23 protein-coding genes and 1 pseudogene are annotated in these 24,361 nt (G+C 56.6%); 6 read left to right on the top strand and 18 right to left on the bottom strand.

Annotated features, from left to right (window positions below; translation table 11 throughout):
• Positions 1–28: 28 nt before the first annotated feature.
• Both ACTG2B_RS13770 and ACTG2B_RS13765 read right to left on the bottom strand, forming a co-directional pair.
• Positions 29–571 carry a hypothetical protein gene (locus tag ACTG2B_RS13770; RefSeq protein WP_439996110.1) on the bottom strand — a complete coding sequence of 181 codons (543 nt, stop codon included), beginning with the start codon at positions 569–571 and terminating at the stop codon, positions 29–31.
• A gap of 614 nt (positions 572–1,185) precedes the next feature.
• The gene (locus ACTG2B_RS13765; RefSeq protein WP_429202035.1) at positions 1,186–2,109 is read right to left on the bottom strand and encodes an autotransporter domain-containing protein; all 924 of its coding nucleotides are present in this window, start codon (positions 2,107–2,109) and stop codon (positions 1,186–1,188) included.
• A 265-nt stretch (positions 2,110–2,374) separates the two neighbouring features.
• Here ACTG2B_RS13765 and ACTG2B_RS13760 point away from each other — a divergent pair, with 265 nt between their 5' ends.
• The gene (locus tag ACTG2B_RS13760) at positions 2,375–3,250 is read left to right on the top strand and encodes a flagellar protein MotY (RefSeq protein WP_005337611.1); all 876 of its coding nucleotides are present in this window, start codon (positions 2,375–2,377) and stop codon (positions 3,248–3,250) included.
• A gap of 84 nt (positions 3,251–3,334) precedes the next feature.
• On the opposite strand, the gene gloA is transcribed toward ACTG2B_RS13760, so the two are convergent.
• The 9 genes from gloA to ACTG2B_RS13715 all read right to left on the bottom strand — a co-directional run bounded on the left by gloA (position 3,335) and on the right by ACTG2B_RS13715 (position 11,824).
• Entirely contained in the window at positions 3,335–3,748 is a 414-nt protein-coding gene (gene gloA / locus ACTG2B_RS13755) for a lactoylglutathione lyase (RefSeq protein WP_439996108.1), read from the bottom strand.
• Positions 3,749–3,804: 56 nt separating this feature from the next.
• Positions 3,805–4,446, bottom strand: a complete 642-nt coding sequence (gene nth, locus ACTG2B_RS13750; RefSeq protein WP_005350790.1) for an endonuclease III — start codon at positions 4,444–4,446, stop codon at positions 3,805–3,807.
• Between the two features lie 13 nt (positions 4,447–4,459).
• Complete coding sequence (locus ACTG2B_RS13745) at positions 4,460–5,221, bottom strand: electron transport complex subunit E (RefSeq protein ID WP_407705036.1); 762 nt, start codon at positions 5,219–5,221, stop codon at positions 4,460–4,462.
• Positions 5,222–5,236: 15 nt separating this feature from the next.
• The gene (rsxG, locus tag ACTG2B_RS13740) at positions 5,237–5,869 is read right to left on the bottom strand and encodes an electron transport complex subunit RsxG (protein WP_005359614.1); all 633 of its coding nucleotides are present in this window, start codon (positions 5,867–5,869) and stop codon (positions 5,237–5,239) included.
• A 153-nt stretch (positions 5,870–6,022) separates the two neighbouring features.
• Positions 6,023–7,075, bottom strand: coding sequence for an electron transport complex subunit RsxD (gene rsxD / locus ACTG2B_RS13735; protein ID WP_005337606.1), 1,053 nt, complete (start codon positions 7,073–7,075; stop codon positions 6,023–6,025).
• Between the two features lie 11 nt (positions 7,076–7,086).
• Positions 7,087–10,023, bottom strand: a complete 2,937-nt coding sequence (rsxC, locus tag ACTG2B_RS13730; protein WP_439996105.1) for an electron transport complex subunit RsxC — start codon at positions 10,021–10,023, stop codon at positions 7,087–7,089.
• 2 nt (positions 10,024–10,025) lie between these two features.
• On the bottom strand, positions 10,026–10,604 hold the full coding sequence (gene rsxB, locus ACTG2B_RS13725) for an electron transport complex subunit RsxB (RefSeq protein WP_033113573.1): 579 nt from the start codon (positions 10,602–10,604) through the stop codon (positions 10,026–10,028).
• A 2-nt stretch (positions 10,605–10,606) separates the two neighbouring features.
• Complete coding sequence (gene rsxA / locus ACTG2B_RS13720; protein ID WP_164536490.1) at positions 10,607–11,188, bottom strand: electron transport complex subunit RsxA; 582 nt, start codon at positions 11,186–11,188, stop codon at positions 10,607–10,609.
• Between the two features lie 186 nt (positions 11,189–11,374).
• Positions 11,375–11,824: a very short patch repair endonuclease gene (locus tag ACTG2B_RS13715; protein WP_080592833.1), complete on the bottom strand. Its 450-nt coding sequence runs from the start codon at positions 11,822–11,824 to the stop codon at positions 11,375–11,377.
• 354 nt (positions 11,825–12,178) lie between these two features.
• Between ACTG2B_RS13715 and ACTG2B_RS13710 the strand changes: the two genes are divergently transcribed.
• Positions 12,179–13,480 carry a DNA cytosine methyltransferase gene (locus tag ACTG2B_RS13710; RefSeq protein WP_013723904.1) on the top strand — a complete coding sequence of 434 codons (1,302 nt, stop codon included), beginning with the start codon at positions 12,179–12,181 and terminating at the stop codon, positions 13,478–13,480.
• A 77-nt stretch (positions 13,481–13,557) separates the two neighbouring features.
• Here the strand turns inward: ACTG2B_RS13710 and ACTG2B_RS13705 are convergent, their stop codons facing one another.
• The 3 genes from ACTG2B_RS13705 to ACTG2B_RS13695 are packed head-to-tail and all read right to left on the bottom strand — an operon-like array spanning position 13,558 to position 17,045.
• Positions 13,558–14,319, bottom strand: a complete 762-nt coding sequence (locus ACTG2B_RS13705) for a DUF6339 family protein (protein WP_005350805.1) — start codon at positions 14,317–14,319, stop codon at positions 13,558–13,560.
• A gap of 3 nt (positions 14,320–14,322) precedes the next feature.
• Positions 14,323–15,150, bottom strand: a complete 828-nt coding sequence (locus tag ACTG2B_RS13700) for a hypothetical protein (protein ID WP_439996103.1) — start codon at positions 15,148–15,150, stop codon at positions 14,323–14,325.
• Positions 15,147–17,045, bottom strand: a complete 1,899-nt coding sequence (locus ACTG2B_RS13695; RefSeq protein ID WP_439996101.1) for a hypothetical protein — start codon at positions 17,043–17,045, stop codon at positions 15,147–15,149. The genes ACTG2B_RS13700 and ACTG2B_RS13695 overlap by 4 nt, the downstream gene beginning before the upstream one ends.
• A 532-nt stretch (positions 17,046–17,577) precedes the next feature.
• Here ACTG2B_RS13695 and ACTG2B_RS13690 point away from each other — a divergent pair.
• A complete protein-coding gene (locus ACTG2B_RS13690; protein WP_439996100.1) occupies positions 17,578–17,946 on the top strand; it encodes a VOC family protein in 369 nt (122 codons plus the stop codon).
• 122 nt (positions 17,947–18,068) lie between these two features.
• Here the strand turns inward: ACTG2B_RS13690 and ACTG2B_RS13685 are convergent, their stop codons facing one another.
• A complete protein-coding gene (locus ACTG2B_RS13685) occupies positions 18,069–19,649 on the bottom strand; it encodes an alpha/beta hydrolase (RefSeq protein ID WP_439996098.1) in 1,581 nt (526 codons plus the stop codon).
• 345 nt (positions 19,650–19,994) lie between these two features.
• On the opposite strand from ACTG2B_RS13685, the gene ACTG2B_RS13680 reads away from it, so the two are divergent.
• Positions 19,995–20,117 (top strand): hypothetical protein, encoded by a 123-nt coding sequence (locus ACTG2B_RS13680; protein WP_265344257.1) that lies wholly within the window; start codon positions 19,995–19,997, stop codon positions 20,115–20,117.
• Positions 20,107–21,123 carry a 23S rRNA pseudouridine(2604) synthase RluF gene (gene rluF / locus ACTG2B_RS13675; protein WP_374860424.1) on the top strand — a complete coding sequence of 339 codons (1,017 nt, stop codon included), beginning with the start codon at positions 20,107–20,109 and terminating at the stop codon, positions 21,121–21,123. The genes ACTG2B_RS13680 and rluF overlap by 11 nt, the downstream gene beginning before the upstream one ends.
• A gap of 67 nt (positions 21,124–21,190) precedes the next feature.
• Here the strand turns inward: rluF and ACTG2B_RS13670 are convergent.
• Positions 21,191–22,452 (bottom strand): annotated as a pseudogene (locus ACTG2B_RS13670) (MFS transporter).
• Between the two features lie 176 nt (positions 22,453–22,628).
• Here ACTG2B_RS13670 and ACTG2B_RS13665 point away from each other — a divergent pair.
• A complete protein-coding gene (locus ACTG2B_RS13665) occupies positions 22,629–23,471 on the top strand; it encodes a LysR family transcriptional regulator (protein WP_439996096.1) in 843 nt (280 codons plus the stop codon).
• Positions 23,472–23,528: 57 nt separating this feature from the next.
• On the opposite strand, the gene rsmS is transcribed toward ACTG2B_RS13665, so the two are convergent.
• On the bottom strand, positions 23,529–23,684 hold the full coding sequence (gene rsmS, locus ACTG2B_RS13660) for a pleiotropic regulatory protein RsmS (RefSeq protein WP_021230652.1): 156 nt from the start codon (positions 23,682–23,684) through the stop codon (positions 23,529–23,531).
• 94 nt (positions 23,685–23,778) lie between these two features.
• Entirely contained in the window at positions 23,779–24,246 is a 468-nt protein-coding gene (locus tag ACTG2B_RS13655) for an acyl-CoA thioesterase (RefSeq protein WP_021230653.1), read from the bottom strand.
• Positions 24,247–24,361 lie beyond the last annotated feature (115 nt).

Raw genomic sequence — 24,361 nt, 5'->3', positions numbered from 1 at the left:
GTGGGCCCCGCTGAGCCGTGGCTCGAAATCAGTCCTGATTGATGCCAGAAATATGGCCGCGGGCGTCGGTGAGGCAGTGCCAGAGCCGGTCATGGGGCCCCTTGATATCAATCATCATCCCCGCCTGGGAGTCGGCCACATAGTCGAGGGTCAGTTTGCTGCGGCTGACGCCCGCTTTTCTGGCAACGGCGTTCATGCAGGCGTTCTCGGCAACCTTGGTTTGTGCAGTGCTGCCGTTGTAGGCACTGCTACTGGCGCTCTCATCATCATCGCCGTCGTCATCGTTCTCATCGTCATTGATCTGGCAGGCGCCGCTGTCGCCATTTTTGACAAAATAGGTGATGCCCCAGTCGCCATTTTTCACCATGGAGAGGGTGGTGCGCCCCTTGCTCGCCTCGTAGAAATTTGAATTCACTTTTTTAAGTGGAACTTGCTGGTTATTGATATAAGCCGTGCCATCTTCGACGCGAAGATTAATATGTCCAGGACAGCTGGCGGATAAATCAGGCACCCCTGCATATGCGGTTCCGGTTATGACCAATACAGAGAGAGCAAGCAGCGTTTTTTTCATCAGATAACCTCAAATCAACAAGGATCAGCAAGTGTGATGTCGTAAAAATAACGGTTGGCATGAACGTTATTTCTGTACTCATTGCACACCTGTTATCGGTAGCCCGCAGTCAGTCGTTTCAGTGCACCTCGTCCTGCCGGGATGACGCCAAATTTAGCAGTCGGGTGATGTAAGTAAAATAAAACAGGATTATTTGGATTCATAAAATATGAAAAACTATAAATCATTTAAAACAATAAGTTAGGTGCGGCTCAAGTCACTGTGAAAATGATGGGGGACCTCCGGGTTGGTTCCTTATGGACATCGATAAAGTTGGCCGTCGGTCTGTGATGTCGGGCGTTTGGTATTTTTTCTGTTGCAAGCGGGCGCAGGCTGGCGACATCACTGGGCCATTGCGTGCCGTAAATATACAGACAAAAACTCCAATATTCGGTGTGCGAGGGTGGCAAAATGGGCCTGCCAGCAGGTGGATATTTTTACCTGATATGACAGGGTGGTGAGGCATATGAAAGGGTCAGGATAAATAAACCCTCCATCAATAGAGGCATGATTATCTGGAGTGTTAATGTACTTTTCCTGAGGATTGCCCACTCGTGGCAGGAAAATATAACGACTTAGAAACTCATGGCCAACCCGATGGAATAACCGCTGGTATTGTGGCTGAACATATAGCGGGCAACCAGCCGGGTACGGGTGACTATGATGTCGTACTTGCTGCTATCCAGCTCCAGACCGGCGCCGATAGAGTTGAGGGAGTCAAAGCCAAGCAACCCCCGCTGTTCCCCCAGATATGCGGTATGAGCCCCCTCCAGTACATAGCGCACCGGTCTGTCGAGCAGTGTCCAGTGGAATAGCGGGGCCCGGCGGCGCAGATAGAGACCGAGGTTCTCCGCCTCGGCGTGACCACTGACGCTGGTCGAGGTACCGCCAAAGCTTTGCAGGTGTTGGTAGGAGTAGCGCACTTCGATATCGATATCCTGCGCCTTTGAAAAGAGCTCGTAGTCGAGCATCAGCGAGCCGCCCAGTCCGTACATATTGAGCTGTCCACCATCGAGAAAATCCAGCGAGTAGCCCTTGGTTCGCTCCAGCAGCCAGTTGCCGATCCGCAGATCGCTGGCCATGGTACCGAGCGAGACGTTGGCGATGGGGCGCAGCACCCAGTGGCCACCGCGCGGGTCTTCATGGAGGGCGATATCCCAGCCGATCCCGCCAGAGGCGGTCAGGCTGTTCCATTTGGTCGGGAGGGTGCGGCTCTCGGTGCCGTTGCTCACCACAAACTGGGGATCGTAGCGGCTAAAGCCGATCGCTCCTTCCAGATATATGGGCACGGCTTCGCTCATGGTGGCGCCGCCACCGATCTGGGTCATGTTGAGGGCGGCAGATTGATTGGTGCCGCTGCCGATATCGAGGTTGCTGGCGGTGATGTCGGGCACCACGGTGAAGGTCATCAGCGAGAGCACAGCATTGGCGCGCTCCTGTGCCCACTCCTGATCCTGTGTTGCGGCCTTGACGGCGCTGCCGGATAGCGCCAGCAGCATTGGCAACAACATCTGCAATAAAGAGAAGCAAGAGCGGTGCATGAGTGTGGTTCCCGATAAGCGGCGTCTGATTGCCTTGGCTTTACTGTAGCGAGCTTCCCGCCGGTTGGCACGGAGCTAAGAGGGGGGAATAAGCGCCGCTTGCGGTCGTTTGCCGCTGAGGGGCAAGCCTTTGCCACACCAACGGCACGCCTTTGCAGTTTGTCGCTAAAGCTTGGCCTCTTGCCGCCGATATCTCTTGTGAGATCGTGTGGAGGGCAAGCAATTGAACGCTTGGGTGTTGGGGTTGGTCAGCATATCCGTGAGTATGCAGTTACAGGCTGGGGTCACCGAATTTGGTGCCGGTCTGGATCAATCCGTCTGGCGTTTGACCTCCGATACCCAGATTGAGTGTCGCCTCGAGCACCCTATTCCCAACTGGGGAACGGGGGCTTTTGTCAGCCGTGCCGGGCGCAAGATCAACCTCGACTTCGAGCTCAAGGGCAAGCGGCCGCAGGCCCAGACCCAGACTGTGAGCCTTGGCATCATGCCGCCGGTATGGCGCCCGGGGATCGCAGGGCGAGAAGTGAGCCAGCTGCGCTTCTATCAGCAGTTCGATGGGCTGGTGGAGGGGCAGACTGCCTGGACCATGCTCGACGAGCTGGAGGGGGGGCGGATGCCGACCTTCCAGTATCGGGACTGGTATCGCCAGAACCGCGCGGTGCGGGTGTCTCTCTCGTCGGTCAACTTTCGGGTCAAATATCAGGCCTTTATCGACTGTCTGAGCGGGCTCTTGCCCTACAGCTTCAACGACATCGCCTTTAGCGTGCTCACCTACGACAAAAATAGCGATCAGCTCTCCATCCCCTCCAAGCGGAGGCTGGCGATGATCAGCGAGTTTATCAAGGCGGACAAGAGCATCGACGTGGTGGTGATCGACGCCTACAGCGACAGCTATGGCGGCCGCTGGCCGAACCTGAAACTCTCCGAGAAGCGGGCCGATGCCATCAAGAAGGTGTTTGTCGATCTGGGGATCGATCCCGGCAAGATCTCGGTGGAGGGGCATGGCGAGAAGCAGCACGTTGCCTCCAACGAAACGGAGCAGGGTCGTGCCAAGAACCGGCGGGTGGTGATCAGCATGGGGCGCAATGGCGAGATCTAGCGTCGTCCCCGGCAGCCGGATATAAAAAAGAGCGCATCTGCGCTCTTTTTTGATCCTGCCATTAGGCCGTGAGATTAGGGCAGCTTAGAAGCTGTTACCGAGGCCAGTACCGGCATCTTTCTTGGCGATCAGTTCAATCTTGTAACCGTCCGGATCTTCGACGAAGGCGATGACGGTGGTACCGCCCTTGACCGGGCCCGGTTCGCGGGTGATCTTGGCACCGGCGGCGCGCAAGGCATCGCAGGTGGCATAGATGTCGTCCGCTTCCAGCGCGATGTGGCCATAGGCTGAGCCCAGTTCGTACTCGCTCACCCCCCAGTTGTAGGTCAGCTCGATCACCGCTTCATCTTTCTCGTCACCGTAACCGACGAAAGCCAGGGTGTACTTGTACTCACTGTTCTCGCTCTTGCGCAGCAGCTTCATGCCAAGGACACGGGTGTAGAAGTCGATGGAGCGTTGCAGATCGCCGACACGCAGCATGGTATGCAGAATTCTCATTGCTCAGTTCTCCGGGTTGGTGATGTGTACTGCTTTCAATCTCGGTTGCGAGGCTATCAGCTTTCTGGATAGACCTTCTCTTTGTACTCGCACAAGTCCTCAATGATACAGGAACCACAACGGGGCTTGCGAGCCAGACAGGTGTAACGTCCGTGCAGGATGAGCCAGTGGTGGACATCCAGCTTGAACTCGGCGGGCACTACCTTGAGCAGCTTCTCCTCCACCTGATCCACGTTCTTGCCTACCGCAAAGCCGGTGCGGTTGGAGACCCGAAAGATATGGGTATCGACGGCGATGGTGGGCCAGCCAAAGGCGGTGTTGAGCACCACGTTGGCGGTCTTGCGGCCGACGCCGGGCAGGGCTTCCAGCGCTTCGCGGTTCTCCGGCACCTCGCCGCCGTGGCGCTCCAGCAAGATGGCGCAGGTCTTGATGACGTTCTCGGCCTTGGTGTTGAAGAGGCCAATGGTCTTGATGTACTCCTTGAGCCCGTCCACCCCGAGATCCAGCATTGCTTGCGGGGTGTTGGCCACCGGATAGAGTTTGTCGGTCGCCTTGTTGACGCTGACATCGGTCGCCTGCGCCGAGAGCAGCACGGCGATCAACAGCTCGAATGGCGAGTTGAAATTGAGCTCGGTGGTGGGGTGGGGGTTGTTTGCCCGCAGTCGCTCGAGGATCTCTCTGCGTTTCTGATTGTTCATGCCTTGCGTCCGATCATAGTTCGGTCGCCCGGACGCGAGCCGGGGCAACGTTGCAGTGGGCCACTGTGGCTGCCTGTTTGCGATCACGCCAGTCGTTGATGGCGTTCTTGGCGGCGATCAGCAGTCCCAGCCCGATAAAACCGCCCGGCGGCAAAATCGCCAGCAGCAGGCTGGCATCGGCGTGGTACAGCTCGATGCGCAGGGATTTGGCCCACTCGCCCAGCAGCAGCTCGGCGCCATCAAACAGGGTGCCCATGCCGATGATCTCGCGCATGCCGCCCAGTACCAGCAGCACCAGGGTAAAACCAAGGCCCATCATCAGGCCGTCGAGGGCCGCCAGCAGCGGCGGGTTCTTGGAGGCATAGGCCTCGGCGCGGCCGATGATGACGCAGTTGGTGACGATCAGGGCGATAAAGATGCCGAGCGCCTGATAGAGGCCATAGGTGTAGGCGTTCATCAGCAGCTGCACGCTGGTCACCAGCGAGGCGATGATCATCACATAGACCGGGATGCGAATATCCTTCGGCACCCAGTTGCGCACCAGCGAGACGGCGAGGTTGGAGCAGACCAGCACCGCCATGGTGGCAAGGCCCAGCCCCAGCGCATTGGTAAAGGTAGAGGAGACGGCGAGGGTCGGGCAGAGCCCCAGCACCTGCACCAGCGAGGGGTTGTTCTTCCACAGCCCCTGACTCATCAGCTCCTTGAGCTCGCCTTTGCGGCTTTCCAGCTCGGCAATCGGGGTTGCGCCCGTTTCAATCTGTTCCATCTGGTTCATGATGGCTCGACTCCGTTAGTTCGCCGCCGGACAAGCCGGGGCGTTGCTGAGCAGTTCGGGTTGCTCCTGCTGCAGTTTAAGCAGGTTCTTCACCGCCTTGACCACGGCTCGCGGGGTGATGGTGGCGCCGGTAAAGGCATCGAACTCGCCGCCATCCTTCTTCACCGCCCACTGGGGTTCGTTGTCATGGGTCAGGAATTTTCCGGCAAAGCTGTTGATCCAGTCCGATTTCTTCAGCTCGATCTTGTCACCGAGGCCCGGGGTCTCGTTGTGAGCGAGCACGCGCACGGCGGTGATGGTGCCCTTGGCATCAAAGCCCGCCACGATGCGGATCGCCCCGCTGTAGCCATCCGGCGCGATCGCCTCCAATGCATAGCCGGTCACCACGCCATTCTTGCTGGCGGTATAGAGGGCCTGCGGCTGATCGCTGCCGAGATACTTCCTGCTGGTCACCTGTTTGCAGCTGGCCACCAGATCGTTGTCATAGCTCCCCTCCGGCAGCAATACCGAGAGGGTCTGCTGCTTCTCCAGCTGTTGCTGGTGGGCGATTTTATCCTTGGTCAGCTCGTTGGTCAGTACCACCAGCGCGGTACAGCCGAGCGCGAACATCGCCAGAATAAGGCCGTTCTTGCGCATGCTCTTTAACATGTACGGGCTCCGTCAGCTGTGATGGGGGAAAAGGGCAGAAACATCATTGGCGACGAGCTCCATACACTTTCGGGCGAGTCAGCGTGTCGATAAAAATGGGCAACGCAGAGGTTGGCCAGCAGCACTCGATACGTTTCGGCGTTATCGTCTTGGTCATTGGCGACGGGCTCCGTATACCTTCGGACGAGTCAGGCTGTCGATAAAGGGTACGCAAAGGTTGGCCAGCAGCACGGCGAAGGCGAACGCATCTGGATAGCCGCCAAAACGGCGAATGATGTAGACCAGCACCCCGATCAGCACGCCATAGACCAGTCGGCCACGCGGTGTGGTGCAGGCACTGACCGGATCGGTGGCGATAAAGAAGGCCCCCAGCATGGTAGCGCCGCTGAATAGATGGAACATGGGCGTGGCAGTCGCATCCGGGCTTACCAGATAGCCGATGGTGGAGGCCGCCAGCAGGGCACCGAGAATCGCGGTGGGAATGCGCCAGTTGATCACCTTCTGCTGCAGCAGGAACAGGCCGCCCAGCAGATAGCCGAGGTTGACCCAGCTCCAGCCGATGCCGCCCCAACCCTCGAATAGCGGGCCGCTCAGGATCTCGCCAGTGGTGAGCCCCTGAGTCAGGCCGGTTTTCAGGGTATCGAGAGGGGTCGCCATGGTGAGACCATCCACCCCCTGCTTGAGCTGCGCCATGCTGTAGCCGTCGAGGCTAAAGCCGGTGAAGATCACCGACGCCGCATCACCAAAGCCGAGGCTGTAGGCGCGCACGCTCTCCGGCGGCAGCCAGCTGGTCATCTGCACCGGGAAGGAGACCAGCAGCAGCACATAGGCGACCATGGCCGGGTTGAACAGGTTCTGACCCAGTCCGCCGTAAAGGTGCTTGGCGACAATGATGGCAAAGGCCGTGCCCACCACCAGCATCCACCACGGCAGCAGCGGCGGCAGGGAGAGACCGATCAGCACGGCGGTGAGCGCTGCACTGCCATCCATCAGGGCAGGCTTGATGGCGCGGCCACGGAGCTTGAGCACCAGCGCCTCGCACAGCAGCGCAGTGACCAGCGCCAGCAGGATTTGGATAAAGGAGCCCCAGCCGAAGAACCAAGTCTGGGCCAGCAAGCCCGGCACGCAGGCCAGGATCACCAGCAGCATCAGGGTTCGGGTCTGTTTGCGGTTATGGGCAAACGGCGCAGTCGCAATATTGAACATGAGTCTGTCGATTACCTTGTGGTTGTTCGGTCGGCTGACGGGACATCTTCAGCGGCGGTCCCGGCGGCTCTGGCTGCCTCGGTCGCCAGCTTCTTCGCCTTGGCGCGGGCCACCGCGGCTGCAATGGCCGCTTTTTTCGGATCAACCGGGGCGTCAACCGCTGGAGCACTCGCTTCAGGAGCCTCTGCTACGGCAAGTGCTTGCTCACTGCTGGCTGCATCGCTTTGCATCGGCTCGGCCGGTGCGCGCTCACCCTCAGCTCCGGCACTCTCTACCTGAGTAGCGGCACTTTCTACCTCAGCATCGGCATTTTCTACCTCAGCACTGGTACTTGCGCTCTGCTGGGCCAGCTTTTTGGCCTTGGCGCGGGCGATGGCTGCGGCGATAGCGGCCTTCTTGGGATCGACCGCTTCGCTTGCAGCCGTATCGCTTTGGCTGGTGGTTACTTCGCTCTTGGCTACCGTCATGTCGCGGGTCTCCGTGCTGGCAGCTGGCTCACTCTGCGCACCTTCAGCACCGGCATTTTCTACCTCAGCACTGGTACTTGCGCCCTGCTGGGCCAGCTTTTTGGCCTTGGCACGAGCGATGGCGGCAGCGATAGCCGCTTTCTTGGGATCAACTGCTTCGCTGGCAGCAGATGGCGCATCGCTTTGGGTTGCTGCCGTTTCGCTGGCGCCAGCATTTGCAGTCAGATCGCCCTCAGCGCTGTCACCCTGCTGGGCGGCCTTCTTGGCCTTGGCCCGGGCGATGGCAGCTGCGATAGCTGCTTTCTTGGGATCGACCGCTTCGCTGACAGCAGATGGTGCAGTGCTTTGGGTTGCAGCGGATTCGCTGGTGCCAGCATTTGCGGTCAGGTCGCCCTCAGCGCTGTCGCCCTGCTGGGCGGCCTTTTTGGCTTTGGCTCGGGCGATGGCGGCAGCGATAGCCGCTTTCTTGGGATTAACTGCTTCGCTGGCAGCAGATGGCGCATCGCCTTGCGAGCCTGCGTCTGCTACCGCGCTGTTGGCTGTGCTTACCGGTTCACCATTCGCCTCGGCCTTTTTGGCCTTGGCACGGGCAATGGCGGCAGCAATCGCCGCCTTTTTCGGATCAACCTCTGCCTTTTGCTGATCAGCATTTACTACCGCAGGGGCAGCAACGGCTTCGGCAGACACAGGCTCGGCGCTATCGCCAGCCTGAGCGGCTTTCTTGGCCTTGGCGCGCGCCAGTGCGGCGGCGATGGCTGCTTTCTTGGGATCGCTGGCGGGGTCAACCGCCTCGGCGGGTTGCGCCGCAGCGGCTGTTTCGCTATTTGCGCTCTCCGCCAGCTTGGCGGCGCGGCGCGCTTCCGCTTCCCGTTTGCGGGCTTCGCGTGCGGCGATCACGGCGCTGTTGTCAGGCAAGCCCTCGGCGGTGGCGGCAATGGCTGTGATGGGCGCATCCTGCTTGGCCTTGATGCGGGCCAGTGCCGCTGCCACCGGATCTTCCCCGCCTGCGGCCGTCATGGTCTGACGGCGCTGGGCGGCGGCTTCGGCATGGCGCGCTTCACGGGCCGCTTTCTCCCGCTCGAAGCGGGCCTGCTTGGCCTCAAAGCGCTGCTTGGCACGCTCGGCTTTTTCGGCCTCGGCGCGGGCTTCGCGAATGTCGTCTTTGGCGATCTTGTAGTACTGCACCAGCGGGATCTCGCTCGGGCAGACCCAGGCGCAGGCGCCGCACTCGATGCAGTCCATCAGGTTGAGTTTCTCGGCCTTGTCATACTCCTTGGCCCGGCTGTACCAGTAGAGCTCTTGCGGCAGCAGGGTGGCCGGGCAGGCATCGGCACAGGCGCTGCAACGGATGCAGGGCTGCTCCGGGCCGGGGGCGGGCAGTTCAGCCTGCGTCGGCGCCAGCAGGCAGTTGGTGGCCTTGACCACAGGCACCATGGCGTGGGGCAGGGTAAAGCCCATCATGGGGCCCCCCATGATCACCCGCTGCTCCGCTTCCGGTTGCAGCTCGAAACGCTGCAACAGCCAGCGTACCGGCGTACCGAGGCGTACCCAGGCGTTGCCGGGCTTTTTGAAGCTGTCGCCGGTGAGGGTAACGATCCGCTCGATCAGCGGTTCGCCGTCGATAATGGCGCGCTTGATGGCAAACACGGTGGCGACGTTGAGCACCATGATGCCGATATCGACCGCGCGGCCGCCTTTGGGCACCTGACGGCCGGTCAGCAGCTCGATGGTCTGCTTGGCACCACCCGAGGGGTACTTGGTCGGCACCGTCTTGACCAGCACATCTTCGTCGGTGGCGTGACGGGTCAGCTCGGTGATCGCCTCGGGCTTGTTGTCTTCCACCCCGATCAGGGTGAGTTTCGGTTTGAGCAGGTGCTTGAGCACCCGAATGCCATCCATGATCTCGTCGGCGTACTGCTGCATCAGCCGATCGTCGGTGGTGATGTAGGGTTCGCACTCCAGCCCGTTGACGATCAGGATCTCGGTGAGCTGGCCGCGGCCATCGAGCTTGCTGTGGGTGGGGAACACGGCGCCGCCAAGACCGGCAATGCCCGCCTGCTGGATGCGCTCGAGCAGTTCGCCCCGCTCCAGATTCCAGTAATCGGGTTTGCCATTGCGCTCGCCCCACTCATCCTCGCCATCGGGGGTGAGGATGACGCAGAGATCGTCAAGCCCGGAGGGGTGAGCGACCGTGTGGTTGGCAATCTCGGTGATGGTGCCCGAGGTGGAGGCGTGCACCGGCACCACCCGCCCTCTGGCGTAACGGGTCAGCGGTTGACCCTTCTTGACCTTGTCACCCACCTGCACCAGCAGGTCGCCAGCAGCGCCTGCGTGCTGGCGCACCGGAATGATGAGGCGCGGTGGCAGACCGGCCTGCTCGACCGGGCTCTGGCTCGATTGCAGTTTGTTGTCGGCGGGGTGAATACCACCGTGAAAGTCCCAGATATTCCCGGCTTTGATGCGTTCAAGTAAAGACTGCATGGTTACTCCACCAACTTGACCGGAATCTTGCCCGGAACATGCACGTTATTGAGATCCCACTTCCAGTTATCGACCGTGGTGGGCACCGGGATCATCTCGATGCAGTCGGTCGGGCAGGGATCGACACAGAGATCGCAACCGGTACACTCGCTGGCAATCACGGTATGCATCGCCTTGGTGGCGCCGACGATGGCGTCCACCGGGCAGGCCTGAATGCACTTGGTGCAGCCGATGCACTGATCTTCGTGGATAAAGGCGACCTTCTTGACCGGCACTGCGGCCTCGTCACTGCCGCCCAGCGGCTGGGGTTCGACCCCCATCAGGTCGGCAATCTTGCGCATGGTGGCCTCGCCACCGGGTACGCACTTGTTGATCTGATCGCCGTTGGCAACCGCCTCGGCGTAGGGTTTGCAGCCGGGATAGCCGCACTGGCCACACTGGGTCTGGGGCAGCAGGGCATCGAGCTGATCGACGATGGGGTCTGCTTCCACATGAAACTTGACGGCGGCAAAGCCCAGGATAATCCCGAACGCCAGCGCCAGAAGGGTCAGCACCAGAATGGCAAAAAGAATATGGATCATGGTTATATCTTGATGAGGCCGGTAAAGCCCATAAAGGCCAGAGACATCAGACCGGCAGTGATCATGGCAATGGAGACCCCGCGAAACGGCGCGGGCACATCGGCGGCGACCAGTCGCTCGCGCATGGCGGCAAACAGGATCAGCACCAGCGAGAAACCGGTGGCGGCGCCAAAGCCGTAGATCACGCTCTGCACGAAGTCATGACGCTCGTTGATGCTCAGCAGCGCCACCCCGAGCACCGCGCAGTTGGTGGTGATGAGCGGCAGGAAGATCCCCAGCAGGCGATAGAGGGTCGGGCTGCTTTTGCGCACCACCATCTCGGTAAACTGCACCACCACGGCGATCACCAGAATAAAGGCGAGGGTGCGCAGATAGGCGATATCCAGCGGCAGCAGGATATAGTGCTCCACCAGATAGGAGCTGGCACTGGCGAGGGTCATCACGAAGGTGGTCGCCAGCCCCATGCCGATGGCGGTTTCCAGCTTGCCGGAGACCCCCATAAAGGGGCAGAGGCCGAGGAATTTCACCAGCACGAAGTTGTTAACCAGCACGGTGCCGATCAATAAAAGCAGGTACTCAGTCATCAATTACCGTCACTGAAAGTCGGGTTATCGGGGTTTGAAGGCGGGCGGTATTATCTGACGTTAGGGCCAGTTAAACAACCGCAAGGCCGCATGGTTATTATGCAACTGGATAATTTAGCCGGGGTTTTGCGCAAGATTGAGGCAGTTTGGCAAGCTGTTCGCATGAGCACCATGACTAGAGGGTACTCAGAGAGTTTCGAACTCAGGCCAGTCAAGAAAAGAAGTTGTTCCCCTTACCCGTTCCGGCAGCCAGCCCAATGTCTGAAAATCGGCATTTTTGAGTCCGCACTCCCAAATCCTGAACACTCGCCAGCCAGCTTCATGCAGCTGTTTTTCAACCAGTTCATCACGAGCTGTATTGGCCACAAATTTCTGCCGCCAGAATTCGGTATTGCTTTTGGGGGTTGCAGCAAAGCGGCAGCCCGGATGGCGATGCCAAAAACAGCCATGAACGAAAATGCAGAGCCGGTAGCGGGGAAGAACGAGATCAGGTTTGCCGGGAAGTTCTTTGACATGCACTCGAAAACGAAATCCCAATCCATGAAGAAATCTGCGCAGTGCCAGTTCAGGGCGTGTGTTTTTGCTTTTGATGCCAGCCATCATGGCTGAACGAGTTGCAGTATCGACAACATCCATGCTTTTGCTTCCTGCTTGGCAAGCTTCCTGGTATCTTTATGGCCTGATCAAAAACACAGTAATTACCAATGAGCATTTTTTCATCATCCATCCCCGTTGTCGATTTGTTTGCCGGTCCTGGTGGTTTGGGTGAGGGGTTTTCATCTCTCAACGATGGCAAGGCATTCGAGATCCGGGTTTCCGCGGAGAAGGACCCAATAGCACGTGAAACCTTGAGACTTCGCTCCTTTTATCGCCTGCTCAAATCATCGGCGAGATTGCCTCCAAGATTACTACCAGTATTGCAATGGTGACGCTGACCAACCTTACACGGAAAAGACTAATGACCTCTGGGAGAAGGCTGGTTTGGAAGCCATGTGTCTGGAGATCGGCAGTGAATCTGGCAATCAACGACTTGATCAGGCAATAACCAAGGCGCTTGAAAACAGAAACGAATCCCAGCCATGGGTGTTGATTGGTGGGCCTCCCTGCCAAGCATACTCCCTTGCAGGGCGTTCCAGAAACAAGGGCAAATCCGATTACAAACCGGAAGAAGACCATCGACATTTTTTATACAAAGAGTATCTGCGGATTATTCAAAGAAACAGGCCAGATATATTTGTCATGGAGAATGTCAAAGGTATCCTATCTTCAAAAATAAATGGGGATTTTATTTTCCATCAGATACTTCGAGATCTGGCAAACCCCAATGCTGCATTGGATGTTTCTGATGATGATTTGCGTTACCAGATTGTGTCACTGGTTAGCGACGAGGTATTCAGAGATGGCGATGACCCCAAAGCAATTGATGCAAGAAAGTTCATAATTAAATCAGAGGAGTATGGTATCCCACAAGCTCGTCACCGAGTGATTTTGCTAGGTATTCGGGATGATCGCATATTGACTGAATTGCCGAAATTGTCACAAGAAGAACCCATCACGGTAAAACAAGTAATAGGTGATCTACCTGTCTTGAGAAGCAAGTTGAGCAAGCAGGAAGATTCTTATGAAAATTGGGTTTCTTCTGTTAATGATCAATTGATGGAGCTTGCCCTGAATGCTCCACTGGGGGCTGAACATATAAAGCCTCTTGCCAATAAATTGTCCGCAGTGGCTGAAACTCTTGAGGCAAGCCATCCTGGTTCATTGCGTCTTGAAAAAGATGAAAAGTCCGTTTTTATTGGTAATTACAAGTTAGAGAAATGGTATTCGGATCCCAAGCTTAAGGTATGGTTGAATCATGAAACCAGAGGGCATCGTATTGATGATTTGGCCCGTTATGGTTTTGCGGCATGTTTTGCTGAAGAATATGGTCGTTCACCAAAAGGCCATACAGATTTTTGTCTGCCAGGATTGGCTCCGGATCACAAAAACTGGGAGTCCGGCAATTTTTCTGACAGATTCAGAGTGCAGCTGGCTGATGCACCATCAACAACAATCACCAGTCACATTTCGAAGGATGGGCATTATTTCATCCACTACGATCCAAGGCAATGTCGCAGTCTGACAGTGAGAGAAGCCGCCCGCTTGCAGACATTTCCTGACAACTATTTCTTCCAAGGGGGGAGGACACAGCAGTATCATCAAGTTGGTAATGCAGTGCCGCCGTTGCTAGCAAATAAAATAGCGAAACTGGTTTTAAATATTATATTATCAAAACACAACCATCATAAATAAACTATGTAGTGTGGTCAGTAGAATAAAAAGGCGAAGCAAGTTATAAGGTACCTACTTGCTTCGCCTTTAAAATGAAATTATTTTTCCGAATTCTCTAAATTAAATTTAACCCGTGAGGCATATTTTCTAAGGATACAATCAGCCTCAGAGGCTGATATCGCCTCAAATAAAATACCGCCAGCGTCCCTATTCATTTCTTTCATGAATTCACGAAAAATAACTTCAGAGGAAGTTAGCCAAGGAATAGCATCCATTGCACGCACTATTGCCTGAGCAAGATGTTTTCGCGATGCAATATTTGGTCGCTCTACAATAGCCTGACGAATATCGGCAGTTTTGAGTATTAGTTGAAGTGCACTTTCTGGGGATTCTGGATTTGCGATTGTTGCGACATGCATATTCCACCATAATCTAGATATTGCATTATCATCACGAACACCGGTACGTCCTCTGGCAAAAAAATGCTTTTTTACGGTGTTATCCAAGGCTTCGTCATTAACATTTTTTATCCATCTAGCTCTGCTATATTGCAAGCATTCAACATGAGTCAGTCTAACCCATAAACGTTCTTCTCTTGCTAATGCCGGGGTCATACCTTGTAAGGACTTGTAAACAATCAGGGAGTTTCTGATGTCAGCTTCAGCGGTACTTTTAGTGCCATTGAGTTCATTTAGTGCATCTAGATCAACATTTACTGTATTGCTTTTTATTTCCCATCCATTCTCCTTGGCAAGGTCTGAAAAGTCCCCGCTAATGTACCTTTCTCGATTAGATGAGATATCATTACCAAGTGAGTCTAAAACACTTTGTGATAAATATTTAAGAGGCACATAAGACATTTTTTATTCCTCTGCAATTTTTCCAAGATGAGATATTGGATGTTCCAAAAGACATTGTGCTGCTTCAAGAATTGAATGGTTTGATTCTATGTCGATACCCTTTGCATGACACTTGGCAAGAAATGGCTGGTACCAGCGCTGCAATTCATATTCCTTGCTGTCATTACGGAGTATGTCTAGAACCTCCATTACCGCAGGAAGATATATCGAACTCATCAATATATCTTTCGAGTGTGACTGTAATCTCAGCTCACTAAGAGTCTGAAATGTTTTTTCTGAGACAAGTAAACCAATACAGGATCCAGATATGTCTACCTGTAACTCTCCATCGGGAATCCTTTCTGACTTAACAAGCTCGAAAATACTCTCAATAGGTGTCAGCTTCGCTTGCCCGACGCTTATCATTAACTCGTTACCAATTGCAATAATATCGCTCTTCTTGAGAGATATAGGAGGGGAGAACTCAGAATTGATCGTACCAGGATCCCAATTATCCAAGTCTTTTTTCAACCAAACGATTGGGAGAAAAGTAACCTGATTAAGTAATTGATTTGGAGGGAAATCTGTTATCCCGGTTGACCAAGTCATTTTTTTGAGATCGCTGAAGAAGGTATCAGCACATTTTATTATGCATCCAACCGATGCTTGATTACTCTCAACTAGAGCTCGAATCGCTGGTTCAGTTAGAGTGATTGCATGCTCCAAAGTTACTGTACCTGCAGACCGATCTTCTTTGACTTGTATTTGTATGCTAAATTCCCCAGCGACAAAGTCACCGCTATCAAGCCCGAGCACTGGGTGTGGAAATCTAGTATTTTCAGTTATCCTCATTTTGTTTCTCCCATGCTGGAGATTTTTCTGGCGTAAATTTCAATGGGGCCATCATAAGGTTCATCAAACTCGACATAAATGGAGTTTCTTGTCCCCTCTTTTACATCAAGTAAAAGTTTTTTATTATTGATAGATGCACCGTTTGCGTTTACTGGATGTAAGCTCTCAGGGGTATTGACACCTGTTGCTTGTAATATCAACTCAATTTTCCCCGTGACAGGAGAACTAAAGTATAACGTTCTTGACTTAGCTATGCCTTTATCATCAGGGGCTATACGGTTCCTTACATCCAATAGATTTAATGCGGTATGCATATCCGATCTATCAGTATCTTCAGCTCCTTTAGATATTGGTTGAGAGCTGCTTCCTCCATTGGATGTTGTGCTATTACGTGCTTTGTGCCTGCCATTCTGCCCGTCATCTTTAACATTATGGCGATAAGTACTATTTTTTCTGGTATTAACATGAGCTGCTGAATATGTGTATTTTTCAGGGTCGTTCTCACTGTTGGGATCTGGTTCTGTATCTGATGTTCCCTTGTAAGAAAAGAACTCTCCCAACTCATCTAGTGTTAATGAGTCCTGAACTGGTATGGTTGTGTATGATTTAATTATGTTTCGTAATTTTTCACCCAATTTACGCATTGCTTTTTCCGTAGTACGTCGCCCTTCAGGGTCAGATATACGTTCTGCAGAAAAAGCATTGTGCGCAGGATTCTCCAGCTTTTTAAGAACCTTGCTTGCGGAATCATCATTGGGTTCTACCAACGCGATGAAATCTGCGCCATTGAACCTTGCAAGAACATGGCCAAAATTCCTGAGGTTATCGGTAATAAGCATGCCATTTCGAACAAATCCAACCCGTCGCGGCATGCCAACTTCCATTAGTATCCGGACTTTCATTTTTCCCAAGTTAGGGATATCAATGATTTCTTCTGTAGCAGTTTCCGCAACTAGACATTTGTATAGTTGACGTGCAAATTCCAACTCGGAAGAGTGCCCAGATTTATCAGCTGTTTCTTCAATAGCATCATTCGATAATAATTCCTCAAGGGTATTGCTGTTTATTTTTATTTTTCCAGAATCTACCTCGAATTCCATGTCTTCATTTTGAATAGCTACAAAAAAATTGGAAACAAGCGAGAATGCCATCCGTTCAGCCCAGTCTTCCGACTCGCGAAATCCGACACAAAATATAGAAGTTCCAACATCTGAACGTTGCATCCATGCTGGAACTTGAGAGGCGTTGGTAATGGCTCGGAAGTTATCAGAGAATCCCCAGTACCCTATAGCACGCCTATGAACGTTGTTCCCGTCAGTATGAGATACTAGCTTTACCTTACCTTGTGCTGCAAAATGATGCTCATTATCTTCTCCGACATAAAGTGTCGAATACATAACTGTTTGCAGGTCTGAAACTGCAAAATTTGCATTTTTCCCTATTCCGTAAGACCCTCCTGAGGTTTCGCTGTCTTTTTTGCTTACTCCTGATGACTTCAGCAATGAGTGAAATGCCGTTCCACTTTTCTCTGGAGGTCCTATAAGTCCCTTCGTATTGAAGTCGGATATTCTCAAAATTGGTAATGTATCTCTGGACATTACGGCACACGCATTTTTGAAAAACTCCTTTTCTTTCTCTGCATGAGCTTGGCTGCTGCAGCAGTTCAAGGTTCTCGCAAGTGATGCATGAAAAGGGATATTTGCAATATCTTCCTGTTTCAAATCGAACGTCATTCGGACTGGCTTGCCATCAAGGCCAGCATCGCGTGAGTTTTGACCAGCCTCTCTGGCACAGCTTGCATATGGATCATCGCGGAAGGTTTCGATACCTGCGTCGGAAAGTCCTTCTTCTTCACCGGCTTCATTTTTCAGGAATTCAAGTTCTGGAACGGTCATTTATGGGATACCCCCTAGGATTGTGAGGTGCAAGCGACTTGCTTCTTGAAGTCACTACCCGATGCATTTTCTGTATCGTTTAAGTGAGTTGTGGCTTCGTCTCGTCTCGCGACTTTTGTTACTTTCTTCACTTGGTCATTGGCGAATCTGTAATTGCTACGGTTGGATGGGGCGCCAACTAGCTGTTCAACGTTGTTCATGTGATTTTCACACGGCCAGAAAAGTTGTATGGATTTTCCATGATTTACATACATTTCTCAGAAACTCTAAGATGGATCGCAAATATATAAGAAGGTACTTTGAAATAGTTATAAAATGCTTAAATGGTATCCAGTGGTTTTTGTAAAGGCAAGATGAATTATCTCGTATTCCTATATGCGTCGAAATTTTTCAACGAAGGAAATTTGGTAACTCTTTATTAAAATAACTGGATCTAGATACCATTTTTTGCCCGTCGCCTGCCGTATCGGTATGCTGTCATCTCAAGTGTTGTTGCAATTGACCGCCTTGTCGGCGTCACTAGGAGGTAACCATGATCAGCCATATCGACCATCTGGTATTGACGGTCAGTGATATCGAACGGGCCGTGGCGTTTTACAGTTCGGTGCTCAATATGGAGGCCATCACCTTCGGTGCGGGGCGCCGGGCGGTAGGGTTTGGCAACCAGAAGATCAATCTGCAACTGCTGGGGCAGGAGCCGCGCAATCGGGCGCAGGTGGGGTCGGGAGATGTCTGCCTTATCACCCGCTGGCCGCTGGAGCAGGTGATGGCCCAGCTGGCCTGCCACGGGGTGGAGATTGTCGAGGGGCCGGTGACCAAAAGCGGTGCTTGCGGGGCCATCGAGTCCATCTACTTCCTCGACCCGGATCAGAATCTGATAGAAGTGAGCATCTATCCCTGAGCCCACCAAGCCATCACTCCCATCGCCATCATCAATAGAAAGGGGCCGTCACTTGACGGCCCCTTTCTTGTATCGCTATCGACCCAGCGCCAGTGGCTCTTTGCCGATACTCCAGAAACGCCCTAGAAAGGCGTGCTGCTCTCATCGATCTCCTGTAAAAACTGCTCCAGTTCGGCCTGATAGGCCGCATCATATTGACTGCTGCTGGCAGGGATTACGGCGGCAGACGGGGCGACGGGAGGGGCGGTGAGGGTCTCCATCACGCGCTGCTGCAGATAGGGGTAGAAGGGGTTGGAAGAGGTGCGGGTGAGGGCGCCGGGGTTGACGATCAGCACGCCGCGCTCGCCACGCAGGGCCAGACCGCCGAGATTGATGCCGTATTGCTCCCGCTGCTCCGGGCGCGCAGCCATGCCATAGAGGGGGTCGTCCATCGGGAAGGGGAGCGCCACATGGGAGAGGGAGTAGATCTCCTTGGGATAGTCGATGCCCAGCGGGCGGAGCTGTGCAGGCTGGTCTGCGCTGGCCAGCGTTCTGGCCTGCGTCGCGGGGGAGGTTGGCTCGACATTGCCCACCACAGTGAGGCGATAGTGCTCGGGGGCGTTTGGCTGCAAGCGGTGCAGCGCCAGCTCGGAGGCCGAGCTCATCAGTGGGCCAAACAGGGTGCTGCGGTTGATATCAAACAGCACCAGTTCGCTGCCGTTGGCCGGCAGGTAGTGGTAGAGATCGGCAATGATGGAGCGGGTGCTGACGGTGTAGTCCATCACCGACTGGAAGGTGAGGGCGGGGGGAAACGCCGCCAGCTCGCCACTGGCGGCCAGCTGGCGCACCTGCTGCTGAATGGCGTGGGTCAGGCGGTAGGACTGGCGCGCGCCGTTGACCGGAAACGAGTTGTATTTGAACGGGTTGAACTCCGGCATGGTGTCGAGCCAAGCGGCGTTGGCAAAGGCAGGCAGCAGGGCAGGCACGGCCTTGAGCCCGGCGAAGCGGGCAAAGCGGGTCACCCCGATCATCGGGGAGATCAGCACCAGCCGATCCGGTTTTGCCAGCGTGCCGCTCGGGTCGGCCAGCGCATCGAGCGCATATTTCACCGCTAGCGCGCCGCCGTTGGAAAAGCCCACCAGATGCAGCGGCCGCTTGCCCGGTGCCAGCAATCTGGCCTCCCGCACCGCCAGTCGGGTGGCGGCCAGCCAGGTCTCCCAATCCACATCTACGAGGCCAGCGGGCACGGTGCCGTGGCCGGGGATCCGCAGCCCCAGCGCGATAAAGCCCTGCTGCTGATAGCGTCTGGCCAGATGGCGCAGGCTATAGGGGGAGTCGGTCAGGCCGTGCAGCAGCACCGCCACCCCTTTGACTTCCCCCTCGGGGCGCAGCAGGTAGGAGCGATTCCAGTTTTGCTGAAAGCGGGCGGGGTTGATGGGGGCGTCCTGATAGTAACGATTGCTGGCCAGTTGCTGCTCGGGTGGTGTCTTGGCGACTACCTCGGTGGCCACCAGCTCGAACAGCTCTGCTTCGCGGGTCAGATAGGCTTGCCAGTCGCTGTTATCGAGCTCATCGGCGCTGAGCTCTGGGGGCACCACTGTGTGCCACAGTTGCAGCGGCGCTGCTTGCCAGGCGAAGTAGGCAATCACCGCCCACGCGGTCAGCAACAGCAGCAACAGGGTCAGCAGAGCACGGCGAACAAGGCGGCGAGTGTGAGCCAGCATGGTGCAATCCTTGGCGATAGAGATGGGGCCGCTTCTGGGCGGGCGAGTTTGGCGCAGCACATTGGGCGCGGCCAACCGGCTTAAAGCCTAATGGAAACAAGGTGATATGTATAGTTGATGGCGTTCGTCCGCGCTGGCTGTGGGCGCCTGATCCCGCTGTTGGCATCAGGCTGGCCGTTCAAAGGTTGCATCGCGGGCCATCTGGCGGCGTGAACTTGTCCTCGGATGCCCGCTTGGGCGCTGCGACTCTGCAACTATCTGCCCCTGAGAGGGGGCAATTATGCTACTGTAGCGGCGTTTTTTGATGGATAAGCTGGCATTGGCCTTTTTTGAAGATGGAATGGTATGCAGAACTTTGACGTAGTGAATTGGCTGATGCAGCAGACAGCCTCCCCGGCGCAGCCGGAACAGGCGATGGCACAACCGGGCGCGGCCCAGAACCTGTGGCAGGTGCACCATGCTGGCTAACGAATCCATGCGCCTGAACAAATACATCAGCGAGAGCGGTATCTGCTCGCGCCGCGAGGCTGACCGCTTTATCGAGCAGGGCCATGTCTTTATCAACGGCAAGCGCGCCGGGATTGGCGATCAGGTGCAGGTTGGCGATCTGGTCAAGGTGAACGGTCAGGTGATCGAGCCGCGCGAGGCGGACAGTCTGGTGCTGATCGCCCTCAACAAGCCGGTGGGTATCGTCAGTACCACAGAGGCGGGCGAGAAGGACAACATCGTCGATTTCGTCAACCACAGCACTCGGGTCTTCCCCATCGGGCGTCTCGACAAGGATTCGCAGGGGCTGATTTTCCTCACCAACCACGGCGATCTGGTCAACAAGATCCTGCGGGCGGGCAACGATCACGAGAAAGAGTATCTGGTGACCGTCGACAAGCCGGTGACCGACGAGTTTGTGCGCGGCATGGCGGCCGGGGTGCCGATCCTCGGTACAGTGACCAAGAAGTGCAAGGTGAAGAAAGAGGCGCCGTTCGTCTTTCGCATCACCCTGGTGCAGGGGCTTAACCGCCAGATCCGCCGCATGTGCGAGTACTTCGGTTTTGAAGTGACCAAGCTGGAGCGCATCCGCATCATGAACGTCAGCCTCAAGGGGCTGCCGGTGGGCGAGTGGCGCGATCTCACCGACGACGAGCTGATCGATCTGTTCAAGCTGATTGAGGACTCCTCTTCCGAGGTGAAACCGGCCAAAGGCGACAAGCCCAAGGCGGCCAAGGCCCCTGCGGTGCAAAGCGCCAAACCGGGGCAGGGCAAGAAGCCGCGCCGCGATGATGATCACGAGATTGGCGGGCGTCCCAATGTGCCGGGCCCGGAAGCCTTCGAGAAGAAGCTGCCGGTGGGCAAGGGTGGTGCGGGCAAAGGTGCAGCCAACAAGGGCGGTGCTGGCAAAGGGGCTCCCAAGGGAGGCAAACCGGCCGCTGGCAAGCCGCGCACCGCTAACACCGGACGGCAGAAGAAGGGGCGCTGAGTTGCTCCCCTGAGTGGCGTCAGCCTACCTTGTCATCCCTAACACGGTTATCCCCAACACACCGGCCTCAGGCCGGTGTGTTGCTTTGGGTCGCAGAGTCGGTTGGGCGGGGCGCCGAAAGGGTTGGCTCGCTGGCGGTCGGTAACCGCATAACGCGGGGATAGTGGCGTGGGTCGAGGCGCAGCACCAGCAGGCTCATCAGCAGCAATCCTCCCAGTTGCCACTGCCAGGCGGCCGCAAAGTCGCCCACATAGTGATAGAGCCGTGCCGCCACCCAAGGGCCGGTGGCCGCCAGCATAAAGCCGAAGCCCTGCATCAGGGCGCTCAGGGTGCCCGCGCGGCGCGGGTCTGGCAGGTGATCGAGCGCAATCACCATGATGAGCGAAAAACTGCCGCCAAGACCGGCGCCGCACAGCATGCACCAGAGAATGGGGGCACTGGCTGCGCCAGCCAGAGACCGCCGAATCCCGCCAGCTGCATGGCGATGGCAAGGCCCATCCATGGTCGCCGATCCATCTTGCGCGCCGCCAGCAGCGGCAGACCGAGGCCGCTGGCGGTTTGCGCCAGCGCCAGCCAGGCGACCAGCTCGCCCGCCTGCGCGGGGCTCCACCCTTGCGCCATATAGGCGGGGGCCAGCCAGGCCACTACGATGCCGTAGCCGCTGTTGATGATGCCAAAGCAGACGATCAGCAACCAGCTGCGGGGCAAGGTGATCAGCTTCTGTTCGCCGTGGGGAATGGCGACCGCGGCGGTGCTTGGCAGACGCACTTTCCACCCTAGCCAGACGAGGGCCAGCAGCACCGGCAGGCTCCAGAGCGCCAGCGCCCGCGACCAGTCGAGGCTGACCGCCAGCCGTGGCGTGAGACTGGCCCCCAATGCCCCGCCCCCCATCATGCAGGCAGAGAAGATCCCCATCACTTGCGGCACCTTGCGGGCAAAGTGCTCCTTGATAAGGGCGGGCAGGACCCCCTGCACCAGCGCCGAACCCAGGCCGCAGAGGGCGGCGGTGGTGATCAGCAGGGCGCCGCTCTGGGCATCAAAACGCAGGGCACTGCCCGCCGCGAGCAGCAGCAGGGCCAGCCCCAGCAGGGTAGTGGCACTGGCAATGCTGCGCAGGCGCGGGGTGAGCAGCACGCCGACCCCGATGAGCCACAGCGGCAGCAGGGTGAGCCAGGCCAGGGTATCCATCCCGAGCGACAGGGCGCGGCCAATCTCGCCGCTCAGCGGGCCGATGGCGGTAAGAAAGGGGCGCAGATTCAGGCCAGTCAGGATCACCAGCACCAGCAGGGCGGCCTGGCCTGCGGGTTGATCCGCATTTCGTTGATTCATTGGGTGCAGTTTCCGGTTCTGGGAGAAACAGGGCGCATTCGGGACGCGGAGTCATCGGGGCTGAACATGGCTGATCACCGTCAAAGGAGGCAAAAGCGCCAGCCTAGCGGGCTCAAAAGTCATTTGGAAATAAAATGATAGAATGGGCTTCAGTGATTTTGTAAATGGAGTGCCCCATGCTGGATCCCCTGTTATTGCGCAGTTTTGTCGCCATTATCGACACCGGCAGCTTCACCCGGGCCGGTGAACGGGTCCACCTGACCCAATCCACCATCAGCCAGCAGATGCGCAGGCTCGAACAGCAGATCGGCTGCCCGCTGCTGGATCGCTCCGGTCGGCAGGTGGTGGCGACGGCCGAGGGGGAGCAGCTGTTGGGGCTGGCCCGCCGCATTCTGGCGCTGCTGGCACAGGCCGAGGAGCAGGTGAGCGAGGGGAGCATATCGCTCAGCCTCGGAGTGCCGGAGGATTTCGCCGCCGGTGCCATCACCCCGGTGCTGGCCGCCTTTGCCCGCGACTACCCCGAGGTGCGGCTGGAGGTGGAGAGCGGCCTGAGCCATCACATCTGGCAGCGCTTCGCGGCGGGGGAACTGGATCTGGCGCTGGTCAAACAGGTGCGCGGACAGGGCTCGCCGCTCGCCAGCTGGAGTGAGCCGCTGGTGTGGGTCGACAGTCGCGACTGGCCCGCACGGGAACGGGATCCGCTGCCGCTGGTGGTGTTCCCGAGCGAAGGGCTCTATCGCCAGCAGATGACCGAGGCGCTCTATGGCCTGGGGCGGCGCTGGCGTATCGCCTATGTCAGCGCCAGCCTCGCCAGTTTGCAGGGGGCGGTGAGCGCGGGGATCGGGGTGAGCTTGCTACCCAAACGGCTGATGCCCGCCGATCAGCTGGCCCTGACCCAGTGGCCCAAGGTGGCGTCGGTGGAGCTGGCGCTCCATGCCGGGGTAGGCGGGAGCGAGCCGCTTAGCCGCTTGAGTTCGGCCCTGATCGCCCTTTGTGACGAGGTGATGGGGCCGCAGTAATTTGCAGTATGGGGAAAAGTTGAAGTCTGAAAAAGCGCAACAAAGTGTGAGGGCCGATCAGAGATCCTTCCCCTCCGCCAGCTTGCGCTCGTAATCCTGTTTCACGATGGCCAGTGCTGCCAGCACCAGCTCCGGGGCCAGCTGGTTGGTCTCCAGCAGTTCAATCAGATCCACCGCGAGTTTTACCTCGGGCGGGGCAGTTTCCAGTGACATGGGCAGGGTTCCTGTTGCGGGAAGAGGGGGGATTATACAGGGGCGCCGCCGTTGGCCGAAAGCGCCCGCTCTGTCGGGTTGTGAGCCACCAAGGTCAGAGGTGCTGGCGCATCTCCTTGTCGATCTCCTCGCGCAGGGCGATCAGCTTTTTGGCGTACTGCTGCAACTGCAGATCGCTCTCGCTCACCGGCTGCCACTGGGGCACCGGGGTCGGTTTGCCCTGCTCATCCATCGCCACAAATATGATGATGCAGTGGGTGGTCTTGTGGCGCTCGGTGTCGGTGGGGTGGCGGCTGTAGACATCCACCGCCAGATGCATGCTGGTGGTGCCGGTATGGATCACCTGGGCGTGAACCTCCACCAGCTGGCCAATCTGGATGGGGCGCAAAAAACGGATCCCCCCCACATAGACGGTCACCGCATAGCCGCCACACCAGCCGGCTGCGCAGGCATAGCCCGCCTGATCGATCCACTTCATCACCATGCCGCCGTGTACCTTGCCGCCGAAATTGACGTCGGAGGGTTCGGCCAGAAATTGCAGGGTCAGTTCGCGATTGGGCACAGTTACATCCTTATTGCCTGAAGGGTTTCCCTGAGCTTTGCCCCATCGGCCTGCCCGGTCAAGGGTTCATCCCCGATTCAGGGGGGCGGGGTCACTATCTTGCTCTATCGACGGG

This window comes from Aeromonas sp. 30P (assembly GCF_051919805.1).
Lineage (GTDB): Bacteria > Pseudomonadota > Gammaproteobacteria > Enterobacterales > Aeromonadaceae > Aeromonas > Aeromonas veronii.
The sequence above is the reverse complement of the archived record's forward strand: the minus strand, read 5'-3'. Positions and strand labels throughout refer to the sequence as shown.